Origin of the sequence: Streptomyces virginiae (genome assembly GCF_000720455.1) — a bacterium.
Classification (GTDB): Bacteria; Actinomycetota; Actinomycetes; order Streptomycetales; family Streptomycetaceae; genus Streptomyces; species Streptomyces virginiae.
In genome coordinates this window covers 1-18,700 of record NZ_JOAK01000031.1, presented here as the reverse complement: position 1 = coordinate 18,700, position 18,700 = coordinate 1, and the positions used below count along the sequence as shown (strand labels likewise).

At 70.9% G+C, this 18,700-nt stretch carries 17 protein-coding genes; 11 read left to right on the top strand and 6 right to left on the bottom strand.

The window, feature by feature from the left end; genetic code table 11:
- Positions 1–38: 38 nt before the first annotated feature.
- Positions 39–818, bottom strand: a complete 780-nt coding sequence (locus IG86_RS0132235) for a CAP domain-containing protein (RefSeq protein ID WP_030901644.1) — start codon at positions 816–818, stop codon at positions 39–41.
- Between the two features lie 608 nt (positions 819–1,426).
- Here IG86_RS0132235 and IG86_RS0132230 point away from each other — a divergent pair.
- Positions 1,427–1,996, top strand: a complete 570-nt coding sequence (locus IG86_RS0132230; protein WP_030901641.1) for a hypothetical protein — start codon at positions 1,427–1,429, stop codon at positions 1,994–1,996.
- Positions 1,997–2,004: 8 nt separating this feature from the next.
- On the opposite strand, the gene IG86_RS0132225 is transcribed toward IG86_RS0132230, so the two are convergent.
- Entirely contained in the window at positions 2,005–2,859 is an 855-nt protein-coding gene (locus IG86_RS0132225) for a hypothetical protein (protein WP_030901639.1), read from the bottom strand.
- Between the two features lie 204 nt (positions 2,860–3,063).
- The gene (locus tag IG86_RS0132220) at positions 3,064–3,546 is read right to left on the bottom strand and encodes an ATP-binding protein (RefSeq protein WP_051785536.1); all 483 of its coding nucleotides are present in this window, start codon (positions 3,544–3,546) and stop codon (positions 3,064–3,066) included.
- A gap of 92 nt (positions 3,547–3,638) precedes the next feature.
- Between IG86_RS0132220 and IG86_RS0132215 the strand changes: the two genes are divergently transcribed.
- From IG86_RS0132215 to IG86_RS0132195, 5 genes are all read left to right on the top strand, one after another.
- The gene (locus tag IG86_RS0132215) at positions 3,639–4,487 is read left to right on the top strand and encodes a helix-turn-helix domain-containing protein (RefSeq protein ID WP_030832342.1); all 849 of its coding nucleotides are present in this window, start codon (positions 3,639–3,641) and stop codon (positions 4,485–4,487) included.
- Positions 4,484–4,687 (top strand): DUF397 domain-containing protein, encoded by a 204-nt coding sequence (locus IG86_RS0132210; protein ID WP_030832339.1) that lies wholly within the window; start codon positions 4,484–4,486, stop codon positions 4,685–4,687. Before IG86_RS0132215 ends, IG86_RS0132210 begins: the two co-directional genes overlap by 4 nt.
- Entirely contained in the window at positions 4,684–5,772 is a 1,089-nt protein-coding gene (locus tag IG86_RS0132205) for a hypothetical protein (protein WP_030901633.1), read from the top strand. Before IG86_RS0132210 ends, IG86_RS0132205 begins: the two co-directional genes overlap by 4 nt.
- Positions 5,760–6,269 (top strand): GNAT family N-acetyltransferase, encoded by a 510-nt coding sequence (locus tag IG86_RS0132200; protein WP_030901630.1) that lies wholly within the window; start codon positions 5,760–5,762, stop codon positions 6,267–6,269. The genes IG86_RS0132205 and IG86_RS0132200 overlap by 13 nt, the downstream gene beginning before the upstream one ends.
- Positions 6,270–6,416: 147 nt before the next feature.
- Complete coding sequence (locus IG86_RS0132195; RefSeq protein ID WP_030901627.1) at positions 6,417–8,489, top strand: phosphocholine-specific phospholipase C; 2,073 nt, start codon at positions 6,417–6,419, stop codon at positions 8,487–8,489.
- 86 nt (positions 8,490–8,575) lie between these two features.
- Here IG86_RS0132195 and IG86_RS0132190 read toward each other — a convergent pair whose 3' ends face one another.
- From IG86_RS0132190 to IG86_RS41760, 3 genes are all read right to left on the bottom strand, one after another.
- Positions 8,576–9,466: a phosphatase PAP2 family protein gene (locus IG86_RS0132190; RefSeq protein ID WP_037849691.1), complete on the bottom strand. Its 891-nt coding sequence runs from the start codon at positions 9,464–9,466 to the stop codon at positions 8,576–8,578.
- 74 nt (positions 9,467–9,540) lie between these two features.
- Entirely contained in the window at positions 9,541–10,581 is a 1,041-nt protein-coding gene (locus IG86_RS0132185; protein ID WP_030659145.1) for a LacI family DNA-binding transcriptional regulator, read from the bottom strand.
- A gap of 26 nt (positions 10,582–10,607) precedes the next feature.
- Positions 10,608–12,647, bottom strand: coding sequence for a glycoside hydrolase family 13 protein (locus tag IG86_RS41760; protein ID WP_051785535.1), 2,040 nt, complete (start codon positions 12,645–12,647; stop codon positions 10,608–10,610).
- 222 nt (positions 12,648–12,869) lie between these two features.
- Here IG86_RS41760 and IG86_RS0132175 point away from each other — a divergent pair, with 222 nt between their 5' ends.
- The 5 genes from IG86_RS0132175 to IG86_RS0132155 are packed head-to-tail and all read left to right on the top strand — an operon-like array spanning position 12,870 to position 18,691.
- Positions 12,870–14,141: an extracellular solute-binding protein gene (locus IG86_RS0132175; protein ID WP_030832323.1), complete on the top strand. Its 1,272-nt coding sequence runs from the start codon at positions 12,870–12,872 to the stop codon at positions 14,139–14,141.
- 7 nt (positions 14,142–14,148) lie between these two features.
- A complete protein-coding gene (locus tag IG86_RS0132170) occupies positions 14,149–15,204 on the top strand; it encodes a carbohydrate ABC transporter permease (protein ID WP_030832320.1) in 1,056 nt (351 codons plus the stop codon).
- A gap of 2 nt (positions 15,205–15,206) precedes the next feature.
- Complete coding sequence (locus IG86_RS0132165; RefSeq protein ID WP_030659138.1) at positions 15,207–16,049, top strand: sugar ABC transporter permease; 843 nt, start codon at positions 15,207–15,209, stop codon at positions 16,047–16,049.
- 51 nt (positions 16,050–16,100) lie between these two features.
- Complete coding sequence (locus tag IG86_RS0132160) at positions 16,101–17,690, top strand: glycoside hydrolase family 13 protein (protein WP_030901617.1); 1,590 nt, start codon at positions 16,101–16,103, stop codon at positions 17,688–17,690.
- Complete coding sequence (locus tag IG86_RS0132155) at positions 17,675–18,691, top strand: LacI family DNA-binding transcriptional regulator (RefSeq protein WP_037849688.1); 1,017 nt, start codon at positions 17,675–17,677, stop codon at positions 18,689–18,691. The genes IG86_RS0132160 and IG86_RS0132155 overlap by 16 nt, the downstream gene beginning before the upstream one ends.
- The last annotated feature ends 9 nt before the right edge of the window (positions 18,692–18,700 follow it).

Sequence of the window (18,700 nt, the reverse complement as noted above, 5' to 3'; positions counted from 1 at the left end):
AAGGGTCAGCGCTCCGCCGCTGCGGACTGGCGCGGGCTTCAGCGGGCCGTGCCGAAGTCCTGGGTCCAGTAGTAGTTCGGCTGGGCGAGGCCGATGCCGATCTCCTTGAAGGAGCAGTTCAGGATGTTCTCGCGGTGGCCGGGGCTGTTCATCCAGCCCTCCATGACCTTCTCGGGCGTGCTGTAGCCGTAGGCGACGTTCTCGCCGTACGTGCTCCACGCGTAGCCGGCGCGGGTGATGCGGGCGCCGGGGTCCGAGCCGTCCGAGCCCGTGTGGGACATGTTGCCGTTGGCGGCCATGTCCGCGCTGTGGTCCTGCGCGGCCTTCGTGAGCTTCGCGTTCAGGGTGACGGCCTGGCATCCGGCGGCGGCGCGCTCCTGGTTGACCAGGGCGAGGACGGCGGCGACGGAGCCGGAGGCGGCCGGCGCGGGCGAGGTCTTCGGCGGCTGGGGCGCCTGGGGCTTCTTGGTGACCGGCGGCTTCGCGGGCTGCGGCGCGGCCTGCGGCGGCTGCGCCTGAGAGGGCTGCGCCTGCGGGGGCTGGGCGGCGGGCCGGGAGGCTTCCGCGGCCGGCTGCTCGGGCGCCGGGGTGCTGCTCGGCGTCGTCGGGACGTCCACCGGGACCGCGGTGTTCGGGACGGCCGTGGGGACGTAACTCCACGGGCGCTGCGCCTGGTGGCTCGCGGTGCGGGTCCGGCCGGTGTCGTCGCCGCCCGTGTCGAAGCAGGCCATGGCGGCCGTGGGGACACCCACGATTCCGAGAGCGCTGACGCCGATGATTATTTTCCGGTACTGCTTCTTCTTCCGATGCTTCTGCATGCGTGACCTCATTCGGTGATCGCGAAGCTTCCGGCGCCGGAACTGCGGGACGCCGGAATGGTCGACATTCTTAGAAGCCCGCCATTGGCCTGGCAAGTTTCCCTTTCGCGCTCACACGGGGGATTCGGCACGCGGCTTGAAACGGGCCGTTGATCGTGCATGGTCACGATCTGGTCACTGGCACAACCATGTGATGCGTATTCAGGAGCGGCCGTGACCAGGGAAGTAGGGGGCAGGTAAGGCGGTAGCCGGGATTCCGTTCCCGTAGGAGAGGGGAATGTCGAATCCAAAACGGACAAATGTCGAAATGTCGATGGGGTGGCGCGCCCGGGAAGCCCTCCGGCGCCGAGGTTCCCGTCGTGACGCATGTCACGCAACCGGGCGCCGGATCGTGGCGTCGGGGCCCGCACCATCCGCGAAGGGTGCGGCGAGAACCTGCCCGCATTCCCCGCGGCCCATTCGGAGGAATTGCCGAACCTGAGAATGATCAGGGCGAGGGTGAGGGTGGGCGTGATCGCCCGGGGTAATTCGTTCGAGCGGTCCCGGCGTGTTCGTGCCTCCAGGTGGTTGCAGGTGCCGGGCCGGGTCGGCCGCGGTACGGGTAATGCATGACGCAGAAGAAGGACAAGGCCGATGGCGGGGCGAATGGGCGCCGGAGGCAGCCGAGTACGACGACCGCCGCGCTGGCGGGGGCGCTGATCGGCGCCCTGGCCGGCCTCACCGGGAGCACGCTCGCCTACTTCGAGGCCAAGGACACGCGCCGGGAGGAGGCCCAGGCCCGCCGGTCGGACATCCGCCGGGCCGCCTACGTGGAACTCGCGGCGACCGCGAACAAGTACGTGCAGCAGGCCACCCAGCTGCTGACCGTGAGCCTCGACCCGGCCAAGACCCCGCAGGAGAGGCGGCGCCAGTTCGAGAGTGGATACGCACCGGCCAATACCGACCTCGCGCGGGCCGTCACGACGGCGCGCCTCGTGGCGCCGCCCGAGGGCAGGAAGGACCTGGCGGCGATCGGCGCCCGGTCCGCGCGCGTGGGGGAGCTGGCGACTGACTGGTACGGCAAGGGCCCCGAAGGTGTCGACACGGCGAAGGCCGATGCCGAATTCGCCGAAGCGGTACGGGCGCAGCTGGCCGCGCTCCAGTCGTTCATGGACCGGGCCGCCGACGAAGCGCTCTAGCGCACGGCTCAAGCGGCGGCGGTGGTCGTCCCGGCCGTCGGCGGTGGCGCGCAGCTGCGGCAGTGGCCGGGGGTGGGGGAGCGGAAGGCGCGTTCGCAGCCGTCGCACGTGCGGAGGGGGTGGACGGTACGGTCCGGGCCGGCCGGGTGGGGTGCCCAGGGATCCGGCAGGCGGGGCGGCAGCAGTTCCCGCAGGCGGTGGGCGAGCAGCGCGGCGGGGGAGTGGATCGTCTGCGTCGGGAGCGAGCGCGTGAGGGCCGCGGTGACGGCGCTCGGGGCCAGCCCGCGCTCCAGCCATTCCGCCGCGGCGGGCGCCAGTCGTACGGTGTCCCGCTCGGACAGCGTCAGCCGCGGATCGCGCAGGCGCAGCCGGGCCAGCAGTTCCCGCGCCTCCGACTCGGCCTCGGGGGTGACGCTTTCGGCCGCGGGTTCCGGTTCGGGCTCAGGCTCCGGGTCCGGCTGGGGGGTCGGCTTCGGCTCGGGCCGCCGGGGTGGGTCCCGCCGTTCGCGGCTCGCCTCGGCCATCTCAGGCGGGTTGTTGTACGAGACCGTGCAGGTCACGACGCGCCCCGTCGGCAGCCGCTCCTGGAAGCGGGCCAGGTAGCCGTATCGCTCCAGCTCGCGCAGGGCGGCGGCGATGCGGACCTCGCCCTCCGGGAAGCGTTCGGCAAGGGCCTTGATGGTCACCCTGGAGCCGGTCGGGAGCGACTGGATGTGCGTGGCCAGGCCGATCGCCGCCAGGCTCAGCGCGCGGTGCTGGGCGAGATGGTTGCCGATCTTGACGTAGCCGCGGCGGTGGTCGTGGTTGACGTGCCGGATACCCGACGGGACGCGCGAGGGCGCGCTAAGCTGCTGGTCAGCCATGGGGAAGGTGTCGCTTCCGCTGTGGTCAGGCCCTCGCCCGGGATTGCCGTCCCGGCCGGGGGCCGAATGCGTTTTATGGGGTTGTCGGGAGTCAGAGTGCCCGGCGAATTGGCTTATGCGCCAGTCCGGTTGGGGTGATTCACCCGACCGTGTGAGAGGGGAGGGGGGGAGGTGTGGAAGGTCGTTTCTCCCGGTGGTTAGTCTTTAGGTGTCGTGCGGGACCGGATATTGATCCACCGGGTCGTGGAAACCTCGATCCGGTGAAATCGGACTCGCCACATCAATTTCCGCCCACACCGTTTTCAGCGGCGCCGGACCAAGATCCGTCCCCCACCGCGAGGCGAGCGCGGACACCAGCACCAGCCCCCGCCCCGACTCCACCTCGGCATCGGGCGCCTGGCAGGCGACGGGCGGCGCGAACTCCCTTCGTGTGTCGGACACTTCGATACGGAGCGTAGGGCCCTGCGTGAGGAGCAGCGCGAGCCGGAAGTCCCGCCCGCGCACCCTGCCGTGGGTCACGGCGTTCGCGGCGAGTTCGGCGACGACCTGGGCCGCATCCTCGAACGGAAGCTTGCGTTCCATGAGTTGGGCCACCGCGAGGGCGCGGGCGGCGCGGGCGCCGCGCGGGGTGGAAGGGAGCGCGGCGACGAGGGAGATTTCCTGATTCACGTGACTCAGAGTGGCCATCCGTGCGTACCCTGAACAGAGTTGAGGGCCCTGTGTACGACGGTTGTCCAGAGCGGTCCCGTGGTGTCCTCGCGGTCCAAGGGGAGGCGGATGTGAACACGGACGGGGCCGACGAGTCGAGCTGGGAACTCGACCCGGAGGACGAATCCGGAGCGGTCATCGCCACGGTGGGACGCCAGCTGAAGATGTGGCGCGAGGCGGTAGGCCTTGACCGGGCCAAGTTCGGTGAGCGGATGGGATACGGGGCGAACCTGATCTACAAGATCGAACGCGGAGCCCGTATTCCGCGCCCGGAGTTCCTGGACAAGGCGGACGAGGTCCTCGGGGCGGGCGGGAAAATCGCCGCCATGAAGGCCGATGTCGAAAGGGCCCGCTATCCCAAGAAGGTCCGGGATCTGGCCAAGTTGGAGTCCCAGGCGGTGGAGATCGGGTCGTACGACAACGGCGTGGTGCCGGGCCTGCTCCAGACCGAGGAGTACACGCGAGCGCTCTATGCGGTGCGGCGCCCCGCCTACTCGGAAGACGAGACCGAGCGCCTGGTCGCGGCGAGGCAGGCGCGTCAACACATCCTCCGGCAGCATCCTGCTCCCTTGCTGACCGTGGTGCAGGACGAGGCTGTCCTGCGGCGGCCCATCGGAGGCAAGATGGTCATGCGTCGCCAACTGGAACACCTGCTGGAGGTCGGCCAGTTGCGCAACGTGGAAATCCAGGTGATGCCTACCCTCGTCGAGGAGCATGCTGGGCTCGCCGGGTCCCTCACGGTCATGCGGCTCAGGGATGGAACGACCGTCGGGCACAACGAAGTTCAGCTGGTCAGCCGCTTGATCACTGAACCGAAAGAGGTCCAGATCCTGGACATGCGCTATGGCATGATCCGGGCACAGGCTCTGACGCCTCGCGCATCGCTGACGTTCATCGAGAAGGTACTAGGGGAGACATGAGCATCAAAGCGTCGGCCGCTGACCTCTCCGAACTGGTATGGGTCAAAAGCAGCTACAGCACCAACGACGGCCCGAACTGCGTCGAGGTCGCCCACACCCCCGGCACGGTCCTCGTCCGGGACTCGAAGCGGCCCGAGGGCGCGCGCCTCGCCGTCACCCCGGACGCCTGGACCGGTTTCGTGGCGCACGCCACCGCGTGAGCCCACTCGGCGAAGCCACCGAGGCCGTCTACCGATACCGGCGGCCCGAGCCGTGGTGTTGGGAGGTCGTGGTCAAAGCCGTCTGCGGCGATGCGCACACCAGCTGGGCCGCCGACCACGCGGTGTTCCAGGCCGACGGAGACATCGCCGCGCACGCCGACCTGATCGCCGAGTCCCTCGGCCACGGCTCCGCGTACACCGACCGACTGCTCACGCTCGCCCTCGCCGGGATGGGCGATCTTCGTGCGCTGCCCGCCCTGCAGCGGGTTGCCGACGACAACCGGCTGCCGTCCGACCGTCCCCGCGCACGCATCTTGGCCGTCCTACCCGCAGCGGAGCTGCTCCCCGTGGTGCTGCCCGTCCTGCGGCAGAACCCGGAGCAGCACGACTCCACCACTGCCCTCCTCGAACTCCTCGCCCTCTGGGGCCCGGCGTCCGCGCCCGCCGTGTCCGAGGTGATCCGGTTCCTGGGGACGGCCGACACCTACGACGCCCTGCGCGTGCTCGGGCGGATCGGCCCGCCGGCCGCCGCCACGGCGGACCGGCTGGCCGCGTACGCCACCGGTCGGGACCCGGGAGCCCGCCGACCCCACACGCGGGTGGCCGCCTGGGCGCACTGGAAGGTGACCGGCGACCCCACCCTCGCCCTCGACGTGTGCGGAACCGCCGTGCGATCCGGTACGGCGAGCCACGGCCTGCCCTTCCTCGCCGACCTCGGTCCCCTGGCTGCCGCACACGCGGACGCCGTGCGCCGCCTGATGGAGTCGCCCGGAGCGTGGACCAGGACCTACGCCGCGCACGCGTACTGGCGGATCACCGGCGACCCCGGGCCCGCGATACCGGTGCTGCTCGCGGAGGCGGACCCGGCCTGGGCCGGCGATCCCGCCATGCCAGTGCGGGAGGCCGTCCGGATCCTCGGGAAGATCGGCGCCCCGGCCGTTTCGGCGGCGCCGCTGCTGCGCAGGATCCTGGCGCAGGAGGAACGGCTCAGCCGGCCCTGGCGCGGCGTACGGATCCTCGCCGACCAGGCCTGCGTCCGTACGCTCACCGAAGCGCTGGAAGGGATCGACGGGTGGGGGAAGTGAAGTTCGCGGTGCGTCGCGCGGGCCCGGGTGACGGAGACGTCCTCGGCGGGATCCACGCCGCCGCCTGGGAAACGGCGTACGCACCCTTCTTCGCTCCCGGGTTCGCCGCGGCGGGGATTTCGAGCAGACGTACCCGCTGGCACGCACGGCTCGCGGCGCAGGACTCCACGATCCTGCTGGCCGAGGGGGACGGCCGGCCGACGGCCATGTCCGTCTACCGCTCGTCCTCGACCCGGCCCGGCCTCGCGGAGATCCTCTCCTTCTACAGTCACCCCGACAGCTGGGGAACGGGCGTCGCCGCAGTCCTGATGACCGGGACGCTGCGGCACCTGCGCGGCGACGGTTTCACCACGGCGCACCTGTGGACCCTGCGCGACACCCACCAGTCCCGCCGCTTCTACACCAAGTGCGGCTTCGCCGAGAGCGGCGCCGCGCGCACCTACGACTTCGGCGACGGCAACCCCCTCGCCCAGGTCGAGTACGAACGGGGGTGCTGAGGGCGGCGCGCCGAACTCCGTGGGAATCCGCCTGCCGTTCGCCCTGCGTACCCGCCGACGTCACGTCCGGCTCCCTCTCCGGTCCTCCGGGCGCGCTGTTCTTGGGAGCGCTCGAACACCCGCGAACGAAGCAGAGGTCGTCACCCCATGGCAGAACTCAACCGCCGCCGGTTCCTCCAGCTCACCGGGGGCGCAGCCGCCCTGACCCTGCTGGGCGACAGCATCGCGCGCGCCGCCGCCATCCCCGCGCAGGGGACGACGGGCACCATCGCCGATGTCGAGCACATCGTGGTCCTGATGCAGGAGAACCGTTCCTTCGACCACTACTACGGCGCTCTGCGCGGCGTCCGCGGCTTCGGCGACCCGCGCCCCGTGACCCTGCCCAGCGGCAAGTCCGTCTGGCACCAGGCCGACAACGCGGGCAAGGAGACGCTGCCCTTCCGCCCGCCGTCCGACGACCTCGGCATGGAGTACCTCCAAGGCCTCAACCACGACTGGGCCGGCGGACAGAGCGCCTTCAACAAGGGCAAGTACGACAACTGGGTGCCCGCCAAGACGCCCGCCACCATGGCCCACCTGACGCGCGAGGACATCCCCTTCCACTACGCCCTCGCCGACGCGTTCACCATCTGCGACGCCTACCACTGCTCGTTCATCGGCTCGACCGACCCCAACCGCTACTACCTCTGGTCCGGCCACACCGGCAACGACGGCAAGGGCGGCGGCCCGGTCCTCAACAACGCCGAAGCCGGCTACGACTGGACCACCTACCCCGAGCGCCTGGAAGCGGCCGGGATCTTCTGGAAGGTCTACCAGGACATCGGCGACGGCCTGGACGCCGCCGGCTCCTGGGGCTGGATCAACGACGCCTTCCGCGGCAACTACGGCGACAACTCGCTGCTCTACTTCAACAAGTACCGCAACGCCCAGCCCGGCGACCCGCTCCACGACAAGGCCCGCACCGGCACGAACGCCAAGGCCGGCGAAGGCTACTTCGACCGGCTGCGCGCCGACGTCGCCGCCGGCACCCTGCCGCAGGTGTCCTGGATAGCCGCCCCGGAGGCGTTCAGCGAGCACTCGAACTGGCCGTCCAACTTCGGCGCCTGGTACATCGCACAGGTGCTGGACGCGCTGACGTCCGACCCCGACGTGTGGGCCCGTACCGCCCTGTTCATCACCTACGACGAGAACGACGGCTTCTTCGACCACGTCGTCCCGCCGTACGCCCCGGCCGACGCGGGCCAGGGCCTGTCGACCACGCCGACCGCCCTCGACGTCTTCCCCGGCAAGGCCGGCTACGTCGCCGGACCGTACGGACTGGGCCCGCGCGTCCCGATGCTCGTCGTCTCGCCCTGGAGCACCGGCGGCTACTCGTGCTCCGAGACCTTCGACCACACCTCGGTGGTCCGCTTCATGGAGAAGCGCTTCGGGGTGCAGGAGCCCAACATCTCGCCCTGGCGGCGCGCCGTCTGCGGTGACCTGACCTCGGCCTTCGACTTCGCCCGGAAGGACACCGCCACGGTGTCGCTGCCCGACACCGGCCCGTGGGAGCCGCAGGACCGCGAGCGGCACCCCGACTTCCGGGCCACCCCGCCGGCGGTGGGGGCCATGCCGCGCCAGGAGAAGGGCCAGTGCCGCACCCGCCCGCTGAAGTACGCCCCGTACGTCGACGGCGCGGCCCGCACGGCCGAGGGCACGTTCCGGCTGACCTTCAGCGGCGGCGCGGACCTGGGCGCGCAGTTCTACGTCACCTCCGCCAACCGCACCGACGCCCCCTGGACGTACACCACCGAGGCCGGCAAGTCGATCTCGGACACCTGGAACACCCGCTACTCGGCCGGCGTCACCGACCTGACCGTCCACGGCCCCAACGGCTTCCTGCGCGGCTTCCGCAACCCCGGCACCACCCCCGGCCCCGAGGTCACCGCCCGCCACAACGCCACCACGGGCAACCTGGACCTCACCCTCACCAATGCCGGGGCGTCGACGGCGACCCTCACGGTCACCAACGCCTACGGCGGAGGAGCCAAGCGGCTCACCGTCGCCAAGGGCGCCACCGTCACCCACAGCGTCTCCCTGAAGAACACGCGGCGCTGGTACGACGTGAGCGTCACCTCGTCCGAGACCGCGGACTTCGGCCGCCGCTTCGCCGGCAAGGTGGAGACCGGCGCGGCCGGCCTCTCGGACCCGGCGATCCTCACGGACCAGTCCTCCTCCTGACGCGAGAGCGCCCGTGCCCCGGAAGGTTCCGGGACACGGGCGCTCGGACGCGGGCGGCGACGGGCGTGTGGCAGGGCGGATGCGCCCTAGCGGGGGGTGCGGAAGCGGTTCAGCAGCTGCGCCGCGGGGTGCGGGCCCGTGTGCTCGGGGTGGCGGGGCAGGCGGTGCGGCATCGCGCCGTACCAGGTGCGCGAGACGGTGTAGCCGAAGGCCAGGCAGATCATCCCGCCGACGGCGTCGAGCCAGAAGTGGTTGGCGGTGGCGACGATGACGACGAGGGTCGCCGTCGGGTAGAGCAGGCCCAGGATCCGGGCCCAGGGGGCCGAGGCGACCGCGAAGATCGTCAGGCCGCACCACAGCGACCACCCTATGTGCATGGACGGCATCGCAGCGTACTGGTTCGACATGTGCTTGAGGTTCCCGGAGGCCATGGAGCCCCAGGTGTGGTGGACCAGCACGGTGTCGATGAAGTCCTGCCCGTTCATCAGCCGGGGCGGCGCGAGCGGGTAGAAGTAGTAGCCGACCAGGGCGACGCCGGTGGTGGCGAAGAGGACCAGGCGCGTGGCGGCGTACCGGCCCGGATGGAAGCGGTAGATCCACACCAGCACGCCGATGGTCACGACGAAGTGGAGCGTGGCGTAGTAGTAGTTCATGCCCACGATCAGCCACGTCACGGAATTGACGGCGTGGTTGACCGACTGCTCGACGGCGATGCCGAGGGTCCGCTCGACACCCCAGATCCAGTCGGCGTTGGCGAGGGCGATCGACTTCTGCTCGGGCACGGCGTTGCGGATCAGCGAGTAGGTCCAGTAGCTGACCGCGATCAGGACGATCTCGAACCAGATCCGCGGCCGGCGCGGGACGCGCAGCCGGGAGAGCAGGGCGCGGTCGGACGCCGGGCGGGTCTCGGTCTCGACCACTTCGGGTGAGGAGACGTCCGTCCGGGTTTCCAGTGTCTTCACGCTCGATTCACCCATGGGGAGAGAGTCTGCCAGATGAGCTCTCGCCTCCGATCATCCCTCGGGACGGTCTTCGGCGCAGCCGGTCCGTCTCAGGTACGAGACGGGCCGCGCCGCTGACCGGGGCCCGAGGCCGTGGAGCCGCGCACCACCAGTTCCGGCAGGAACACGAACTCACTGTGCGGGGCCGGCGTACCGCCGATCTCCTCCAGCAGGGTCCGAACCGCCGCCTGCCCCATCGCCTGCACGGGCTGGCGGATGGTGGTCAGCGGCGGGTCGGTGAACGCTATGAGCGGGGAGTCGTCGAAACCGACGACGGAGACGTCCTGCGGCACCCGCAGTCCCTGCTGGCGGGCCGCCCGGATCGCACCGAGCGCCATCATGTCGCTCGCGCACACCACGGCCGTGCAGCCGCGCGAGATCAACGCGGACGCGGCCGCCTGGCCGCCTTCGAGGGAGTAGAGGGAGTGCTGGATCAGTTCCTCGGTCTCGGCCTCGTCGAGTCCGAGGCGCTCCTTCATCCCGGCACGGAAGCCCTCGATCTTGCGCAGGACCGGAACGAACCGCTTCGGTCCGACCGCGAGGCCGATCCGGGTGTGGCCGAGCGCGGCGAGGTGGGTGACGGCGAGGTGCATCGCGGCGCGGTCGTCGGGGGAGACGAAGGGGGCCTGCACCTTGTCGGAGAAGCCGTTGATCAGGACGTAGGGGACGCCCTGCCCGCGGAGTTGGTCATAACGGCCCATATCGGCCGTGGTGTCGGCGTGCAGGCCGGAGACGAAGATGATCCCGGAGACCCCGCGGTCGACGAGCATCTCCGTCAGCTCGTCCTCGGTGGACCCACCGGGCGTCTGCGTGGCCAGTACCGGCGTGTACCCCTGGCGGGTCAGTGCCTGGCCGATGACCTGGGCGAGCGCCGGGAAGATGGGGTTGTCCAGCTCGGGCGTGATCAGTCCGACGAGGCCGGCGCTGCGCTGGCGCAGCCGGACGGGGCGTTCGTAGCCGAGGACGTCGAGCGCGGCCAGCACGGACTCGCGGGTGCCCGCGGCCACACCGGGCTTGCCGTTGAGCACGCGGCTGACTGTGGCTTCGCTGACCCCCGCCTGGGCTGCGATGTCGGCTAGCCGTGCGGTCACGGGATTGGACTGTACCGGCCGCCACGTCAAAATGCCCACCACGTGCACGAATCCGGGGGAAGACGGACGGTGCGGCCGTCGGTCTCGACAGGGGCGCTGGAGAGTACGGGGCGACCGGGCGCGGGGAGTTCGACGGGCTCGGGGCGGGTGTTGAGGGTGCAGGCGAAGCCGGGGCGGGTGAAGAGGAGGACCCCGTCGGGGGAGGGGAGCCAGCGCATCCCGCAGGGGTCGGGGGACGGACCGGCCTCCGGGGCGCCGAGGCCGGGCATGGCCCGGCGCAGTTCCAGGGCGGCGCGGTAGAGCTCCAGCGTGGAGTGGGGGTCGCCGGTCTGGGCGGCGACGCTGAGGCCGGCCCACTCGGGGGGCTGCGGCAGCCAGCTGCCGACGGGCCCGAACCCGTACGGGGGCTCGGCCCCCGCCCAGGGGATGGGGACGCGACAGCCGTCACGCAACCCGTCCTGCCCGTCCGCCTCCGGCGCGGTCAGCGGATCACCCCCGGCCCCGCCCCCCATTTCGGCCTCCGGCCCGGCCCCTGTTACGGCCTGCGGCCCGCAGCACGCTTGGGCCTGCGGCCCGGTGCCGGTTTCGGCCTGCGGCCGGGTGGGGCCGTGCGCCTGCGGCGCGGTGCATGGTTCGGGCGCGGGCCCGGCCCCTGGTTCGGCCTCCGGCCCGGTGCCGGCCTGGGCCTGCGGCACGCAGCACGCCCGGGGCTGCGGCCCGGCGCCGGATTCGGGCTGGGAGTGGGGGCTTGGCGCCGACTGCGGTGGGGTGGGTTCGCCTGGGCGGGGGGCGATGATGCCGGGGGCCGCAGGCCCCGGTCCGGGGGCGGGGTCAACCGCGGGCACGGGGATCTGCTGGCGGCGCCCGCGGCGGAAGGCCGGGTCCTGGCGGGATTCCGGAGGGAGGTCCGCCACCTCCGGGAGGCCCAGTTCCTCGCCCTGGTAGAGGTAGGCCGAGCCCGGCAGGGACAGCATCAGCATGGCCGCGGCCCGGGCTCGGGCCAGGCCCTGGGCGCCGCCGCCGTAGCGGGTGACGTGGCGGACCACGTCGTGGTTCGACAGGACCCACGTGGTGGGGGCGCCCACTGCCGTGGTGGCGGACAGGGACTCGTCGATCACCGTCCGCATCGCCCCCGGATCCCACGGACAGTTGAGGAACCGGAAGTTGAAGGCCTGGTGGAGTTCGTCCGGGCGCACGTACAGGGCGAGCCGCTCCGACGACGGGGCCCAGGCCTCGGCGACCCCGATGCGCGCCCCCTCGTAGGAGTCGAGGAGGCGCCGCCACGCGCGGTGGATCTCGTGGACCCCGTCCTGGTCGAAGAACGGCAGCGGCTCGGTGCCGATCAGCGTGGCCTGGGCGCCGCGGCCGATGTCCGGCAGGCCGTCGGCCTTGACCATGCCGTGGGCGACGTCGATGCGGAAGCCGTCGACGCCCAGGTCGAGCCAGAAGCGGAGGACCGAGTCGAATTCCGCCGTGACCTCCGGGTGGGTCCAGTCGAGGTCCGGCTGCTCGGGCGCGAAGAGGTGCAGGTACCACTCGCCGTCCGCGACCCGCGTCCACGCCGGGCCGCCGAAGATCGACTCCCAGTCGTTCGGCGGGAGGCTCCCGTCCGCGCCCCGCCCGCGGCGGAAGAGGTAGCGCTCCCGGGCCCCCGGCTCCCCGGCGAGCGCGGCCCGGAACCACGGGTGCTGCTCGGAGGTGTGGTTCGGCACCACGTCCACGATGACCCGCAGCCCCAGCTCATGGGCGGCGCGGACCAGCTCGTCGGCGTCGGCGAGGTCCCCGAAGAGCGGGTCGACGGCCCGGTAGTCGGCGACGTCGTAGCCGCCGTCCGCCTGCGGGGAGACGTAGAACGGGGTGAGCCACACGGCGTCGACCCCGAGGCGGGCGAGGTGGGGCAGGCGGGAGCGGACCCCGCGCAGGTCGCCGATCCCGTCGCCGTCGCTGTCGGCGAAGGAGCGTACGTACACCTGGTAGATGACGGCATCGCGCCACCAGTCACCGCTCGCAGTCGTCGCGTTGCTGTAAGCGCTTGCAAGGCCGACGGCCGTCGACTCGTGGGTCATATCGGGGTCAACGCGGCTACATGCCCCCTGGTTGCGGGCCCGAGCAGTCGAAGAACATTCGAACTAACAGCAAGCTGCGGCAACCGTACGGACACACGGATGTAACGATCCCCTCCGCTTGCAGAAAGTTTGCGCAAGGCCTTTCGGTCCTCTTTCAGTCTTGTTACGTTCCTGGCAACTCGGGACCGCGAGGGCGCGGCCGGGATCATCGAAGGAGTTCATATGCGGCGTGGCATAGCGGCCACCGCGCTGGTCGCGGCCCTGGCGCTCGCGGCGACGGCTTGCGGCGGTGACGACAAGGGCGACGGCGGGACCGACGCCGGTGGCGAGCTTTCCGGCACGGTCACGTGGTGGGACACCGCCAACGACGCCGAGAAGGCGAGCTTCCAGAAGATCGCCGAGGGCTTCACCGCGAAGCACCCGAAGGTGACCGTCAAGTACGTCAACGTCCCGTACGGCGACGCGCAGAACAAGGTCAAGAACGCCTTCAGCAGCGGTTCCGACGCGCCTGACGTGATCCGCGCCGACGTCGGCTGGGTCGCGGACTTCGCCTCCCTCGGCTACCTCGACGAGGTCCCGGCGGACATGGCGAAGAAGGTCGACAGCGAGTTCCTGCCGCAGGCCGCCGCCAGCGGCAAGTACGAGGGCAAGACCTACGCCGTCCCGCAGGTCATCGACACCCTCGGCCTCTTCTACAACAAGAAGATGCTCGCCGACGCCGGCGTCCAGCCCCCCAAGACCCTGGCGGAGCTGAAGACCGCCGCCGAGGCCATCAAGGGCAAGACCGGCAAGGCCGCCCTCTACCTGCGCGGCGACGACTCCTACTGGTTCCTCCCGCTGATCTACGGCGAGGGCGGCGACCTCGTCGACGCGAAGAACAAGACGGTCACCGTCGACAACGAGGCGGGCGTCAAGGCCTTCAAGACCGCCCGCGACCTGGTCGCCTCGGGTGCGGCGGTCACCAACGCCACCGACGGCTACGCGAACATGCAGACGGCCTTCAAGACCGGCGAGGCCGCCATGATGATCAACGGTCCGTGGGCCGTCGCCGACACCTACGCCGGCGACCAGTTCAAGGACAAGGCCAACCTCGGCATCGCCGCCGTCCCGGCCGGCTCGGCCAAGGCCGGCGCCCCGCAGGGCGGCCACGACCTCGGCGTCTACGCCGGCTCGAAGAACCGCGCCGCCGCCCACGCCTTCGTCGAGTACATGACCTCCCAGGAGGTCCAGGTCCAGTCCGCCAAGGAGCTGAGCCTGCTGCCGACCCGTACCGCCGCCTACGAGCAGCCGGACGTCAAGAGCAGCGAGATGGTCCAGTTCTTCAAGCCGGCCGTGGACAAGGCCGTCGAGCGCGCCTGGATCCCGGAGAACGGCTCCCTCTTCGAGCCGCTGAAGGTCGAATACACCAAGGCGATCACCGGGGCGTCGAGCCCGGAGGACGCGGCCAAGGCGGCCGGCATCGAGTTCCGCAAGATCCTCAAGGGCTGGAAGTAACGAAACGATGGCTGCTGACACCAGCCAGTCTGTGGTGAAGGCCGCGGACGACGGAGTCGGGAACGACTCCGCCGTCCGCGGCCGGAGCCGCTGGACTGACAGCGGGAACACAGGGAACACGGGGAACACCCGGAACACAGGTGGCCTGAGGCGCGCCCTCGCCACCCACTGGTACGCCTGGGCCATGGTCGCCCCGGTGGTGCTCGTCCTCGGCGTGATCATCGGCTGGCCGCTGGTGCGCGGCGTCTACCTGTCGCTGACCGACGCCAACGAGCGCAACGTCGCCCGTGACATCGGCGCCCGCCACATCGACGCCACGTACGAGTTCATCGGACTCGACAACTACACGGCGGTGCTCGGCGACCCGGTGTTCCTGCAGCGGCTGGTGTGGACGGTGGTCTGGACCGTCGCGTGCGTGTCCATCACGTTCGTGCTCGGACTGACCCTCGCCAACATGCTGAACCGGCAGTTCCGGGGCCGTGCCGCCTACCGCATGGCGCTCATCCTGCCCTGGGCCGTGCCCGGCTTCGTCTCCGTCTTCGCCTGGCGGTTCCTCTTCAACCGCGACAACGGCATCCTCAACAAGGTCCTCGACGGCGGCGGCATCGCCGCCGTGCCGTGGCTCGACGACCCGACCTGGGCCAAGTTCTCGGTCATCGCCGTCAACGTCTGGCTGGGCATCCCCTTCATGATGGTCGCCCTCCTCGGCGGCCTGCAGTCCATCCCCGGCGAGCTCTACGAGGCCGCCGAGATGGACGGCGCCAGCGCCTGGCAGCGCTTCCGGCACATCACCCTGCCCGGACTGCGCGCGGTGAGCATGACCGTCATCCTGCTCTCCACCATCTGGACCTTCAACATGTTCCCGGTGATCTTCCTGCTCACCCGCGGCGGCCCGGGAGACTCCACCGAGATCCTGGTGACCCAGGCCTTCCGGGAGGCCTTCATCACGAGCCCGCGCGACTTCGCCGTCTCCGCGACGTGGGGCGTACTGATCCTCCTGCTGCTCATGATCTTCGCGCTGGTCTACCGGCGCTCGCTGCGCAAGCAGGGAGAGGTGTGGTGACCATGACCAGCACGCGTACCCGGGGCAGCCGCTCCCCACTCGCCTCCGTCGGCCTGCACGCGACGCTCGTCGTCGCGTCCGTCATCGCCGTCTTCCCGGTCCTGTGGATCCTGCTGACCTCGCTCAAGCCCGCGCAGCACGCGATCACCACGGACTTCGTCAAGGAACCCACCCTCAGCAACTACACGTACCTGCTGGAGTCGAGCCACTTCCTCGACTGGTTCCTCAACTCCGTCCTGGTCGCCGGCGTCACCACCGTCCTCGGTGTCTTCATCGCCGCCACCACCGGATACGCGGTCAGCCGCTTCAAGTTCCCCGGCATGAAGCCGCTCATGTGGACCCTGCTCATCACGCAGATGTTCCCCATGGCCATCCTGATCGTCCCGCTCTACAACCTGATGGGACAGCTCGGGCTGCTCAACCAGCCCGTCGGCCTGATCATCACCTACCTCACCATCGCCGTGCCGTTCTGCGCATGGATGATGAAGGGCTTCTTCGACACCATCCCCGTCGAGATCGACGAATCCGGACGCGTCGACGGACTCAACCCCTTCGGCACCTTCTGGCGGCTGATCCTCCCGCTCGCCAAGCCCGGCCTCGCCGTCACCGGCTTCTACGCCTTCATCACCGCCTGGGGCGAGGTCGCCTACGCCTCCGCCTTCATGGTCGGCGACGAGAACCTCACCCTGGCCGGCGGCCTGCAGACCTTCGTCACCCAGTACACATCCAACTGGGGAGCCATGAGCGCCGCCTCGGTCCTCATCGCCATCCCCGCGGCGATCTTCTTCGTATTCGCCCAGCGTCACCTCGTCGCCGGGATGACGGCAGGCGCCACCAAGGGCTGACCACCCGAGCCTGCCCGTTCCACCTCCCGGCCCGACCTCTTCAAGGACGACATGACCCAGCACCTCGCCGACGCACTTCCCACCACCACCGGCACCCTGCCCGGCTGGTGGAGAGACGCGGTGATCTACCAGGTCTATCCGCGCAGCTTCGCCGACTCCAACGGAGACGGCATGGGGGACCTCGAAGGCATCCGCAGCCGCCTGCCCTACCTCAAGGAGCTGGGCGTCGACGCCGTCTGGCTGAGCCCCTTCTACGCCTCCCCGCAGGCCGACGCCGGCTACGACGTCGCCGACTACCGGGCCATCGACCCCATGTTCGGCACCCTGCACGACGCCGACGCCGTGATCCGCGAAGCCCACGAACTCGGCCTGCGCATCATCGTCGACCTCGTCCCCAACCACTGCTCCGACCAGCACGAATGGTTCAAGCAGGCACTGCGCGAAGGCCCCGGCAGCCCGCTGCGCGAGCGGTTCCACTTCCGCCCGGGCCAGGGCGAGAGCGGCGAACTCCCGCCCAACGACTGGGAGTCCATCTTCGGCGGCCCCGCCTGGACCCGCGTCGCCGACGGCGAGTGGTACCTGCACCTCTTCGCCCCCGAGCAGCCCGACTTCAACTGGGAGCACCCCGCCGTCCAGGACGAGTTCCGCTCCGTACTGCGCTTCTGGCTGGACCTCGGCGTCGACGGCTTCCGCATCGACGTGGCCCACGGCCTCGTCAAGGCGCCCGGCCTCCCCGACCTCGGGCGCGACGAGCAGCTGAAGCTGCTCGGCAACCAGGTGCTCCCGTTCTTCGACCAGGACGGCGTCCACGAGATCTACCGCACCTGGCGCAAGGTCCTCGACGAGTACGCCGGCGACCGCATCGGCGTCGCCGAGGCCTGGACCCCCAGCGCCGACCGGACCGCCCTGTACCTGCGGCCCGACGAGCTCCACCAGGCCTTCAACTTCCACTACCTGACCACCGGCTGGGACGCGCCGGCGCTGCGCGCCACCATCGACGAATCCCTCGACTCGATGCGGACGGTCGGCGCGCCCACCACCTGGGTGCTGTCCAACCACGACGTGGTCCGCCACCGCACCCGCTTCGGCGGTCTGGACCGTGCGCGGGCCGCAGCGCTGCTGATGCTGGCCCTGCCCGGATCCGCGTACGTCTACCAGGGCGAGGAACTCGGCCTGCCCGAGGTCACCGACCTGCCCGACGAGGTCCGCCAGGACCCCTCCTTCTTCAAGGAGAACGGCCAGGACGGGCTGCGCGACGGCTGCCGCGTGCCGATCCCGTGGTCCGGCGACCAGGCCCCGTACGGCTTCGGCACCGGCGGCAGCTGGCTGCCCCAGCCCGCCGAATGGGCCGGCCTGAGCGTCGAGGCGCAGACCGGCGACCCGGCCTCCACCCTGGAGCTGTACCGCTCGGCCCTGCGGGTGCGCCGCGCCCACCCGCAGCTCGGCGCCGGCGACGCCGTCGAGTGGCTGCCCGCGCCCGAGGGCGTCCTCGCCTTCCGCCGCGGAGACTTCGTCTGCACGGCGAACACCACCGGCGAGCCGGTACGCCTGCCCGCCCCGGGCACCGTCCTGCTCACCAGCGGTGAACTCGCCGAGCCCGACGTCCTGCCCGCCGACACCACGGTGTGGTGGCAGGGGTGACCTCCGCGCTGCGGCTGACGGACATCGCTGCGCAGGCCCAGGTCAGCGAGGCGACGGTCAGCCGCGTGCTCAACGGCAAGGCGGGCGTCGCGGCCGGCACCCGGCACAAGGTGCTGGCCGCGATGGACCTGCTCGGCTACGAGCGGCCCGTCCGGCTCAAGCGCCGCAGCAACGGCCTGGTCGGCCTGCTCATCCCGGAGCTGACCAACCCGATCTTCCCGGCGTTCGCCCAGGTCATCGAACAGGCCCTGGCCGGGCACGGTTACACGCCGGTGCTGTGCACGCAGACACCGGGCGGGGCCACCGAGGACGAGCTGGTGGAGCAGCTGGAGGAGCGGGGGGTCACCGGCATCGTCTTCCTGTCGGGGCTGCACGCGGACTCCCACGCCGACCCCGCCCGCTACCAGCGCCTCGCCTCGCGAGGGCTGCCGTTCGTGATGATCAACGGCTTCAACGAGCATGTGAACGCCCCCTTCATCTCCCCGGACGACCGGGCGGCCGCCGAGATGGCCGTACGGCACCTGCAGGACCTCGGTCACGAACGGATCGGCCTGGCCATCGGGCCGACCCGCTACGTGCCGTCGGCCCGCAAGGAGCAGGGCTTCCGGTCCGTCGTACCGGACGCGGAGGACGAGGGGCGCATCCAGCGCACCCTTTTCACGGTCGAGGGAGGGCACGCCGCGGGCGGCGCGCTCCTCGACCGCGGCTGCACGGGCATCGTGTGCGGCAGCGACCCGATGGCGCTCGGGGTGATAAGGGCCGCGCGCGAGCGCGGCCTGCGGGTGCCGCAGGACGTGTCGGTGGTCGGCTTCGACGACTCGCCGCTGATCGCCTTCACGGACCCGCCGCTGACCACGGTCCGCCAGCCGGTACGGGCGATGGCGACGGCCGCGGTCGGAGCCCTCCTGGAGGCGGTCTCGGGAACCCCGGTCCAGCGCACGGAGTACGTCTTCCAGCCGGAACTGGTGGTGCGGGGCTCGACGGGCCAGGTGCCGGGGTAGGGCGGGGGC

Coding starts and splice junctions, on each gene's coding strand:
- IG86_RS0132235 (WP_030901644.1), bottom strand. CDS start 818: ATGCAGAAGCATCGGAAGAAGAAGCAGTACCGGAAAATAATCATCGGC.
- IG86_RS0132230 (WP_030901641.1), top strand. CDS start 1,427: ATGACGCAGAAGAAGGACAAGGCCGATGGCGGGGCGAATGGGCGCCGG.
- IG86_RS0132225 (WP_030901639.1), bottom strand. CDS start 2,859: ATGGCTGACCAGCAGCTTAGCGCGCCCTCGCGCGTCCCGTCGGGTATC.
- IG86_RS0132220 (WP_051785536.1), bottom strand. CDS start 3,546: ATGGCCACTCTGAGTCACGTGAATCAGGAAATCTCCCTCGTCGCCGCG.
- IG86_RS0132210 (WP_030832339.1), top strand. CDS start 4,484: ATGAGCATCAAAGCGTCGGCCGCTGACCTCTCCGAACTGGTATGGGTC.
- IG86_RS0132195 (WP_030901627.1), top strand. CDS start 6,417: ATGGCAGAACTCAACCGCCGCCGGTTCCTCCAGCTCACCGGGGGCGCA.
- IG86_RS0132190 (WP_037849691.1), bottom strand. CDS start 9,466: ATGGGTGAATCGAGCGTGAAGACACTGGAAACCCGGACGGACGTCTCC.
- IG86_RS41760 (WP_051785535.1), bottom strand. CDS start 12,647: ATGACCCACGAGTCGACGGCCGTCGGCCTTGCAAGCGCTTACAGCAAC.
- IG86_RS0132175 (WP_030832323.1), top strand. CDS start 12,870: ATGCGGCGTGGCATAGCGGCCACCGCGCTGGTCGCGGCCCTGGCGCTC.
- IG86_RS0132170 (WP_030832320.1), top strand. CDS start 14,149: ATGGCTGCTGACACCAGCCAGTCTGTGGTGAAGGCCGCGGACGACGGA.
- IG86_RS0132165 (WP_030659138.1), top strand. CDS start 15,207: ATGACCAGCACGCGTACCCGGGGCAGCCGCTCCCCACTCGCCTCCGTC.
- IG86_RS0132160 (WP_030901617.1), top strand. CDS start 16,101: ATGACCCAGCACCTCGCCGACGCACTTCCCACCACCACCGGCACCCTG.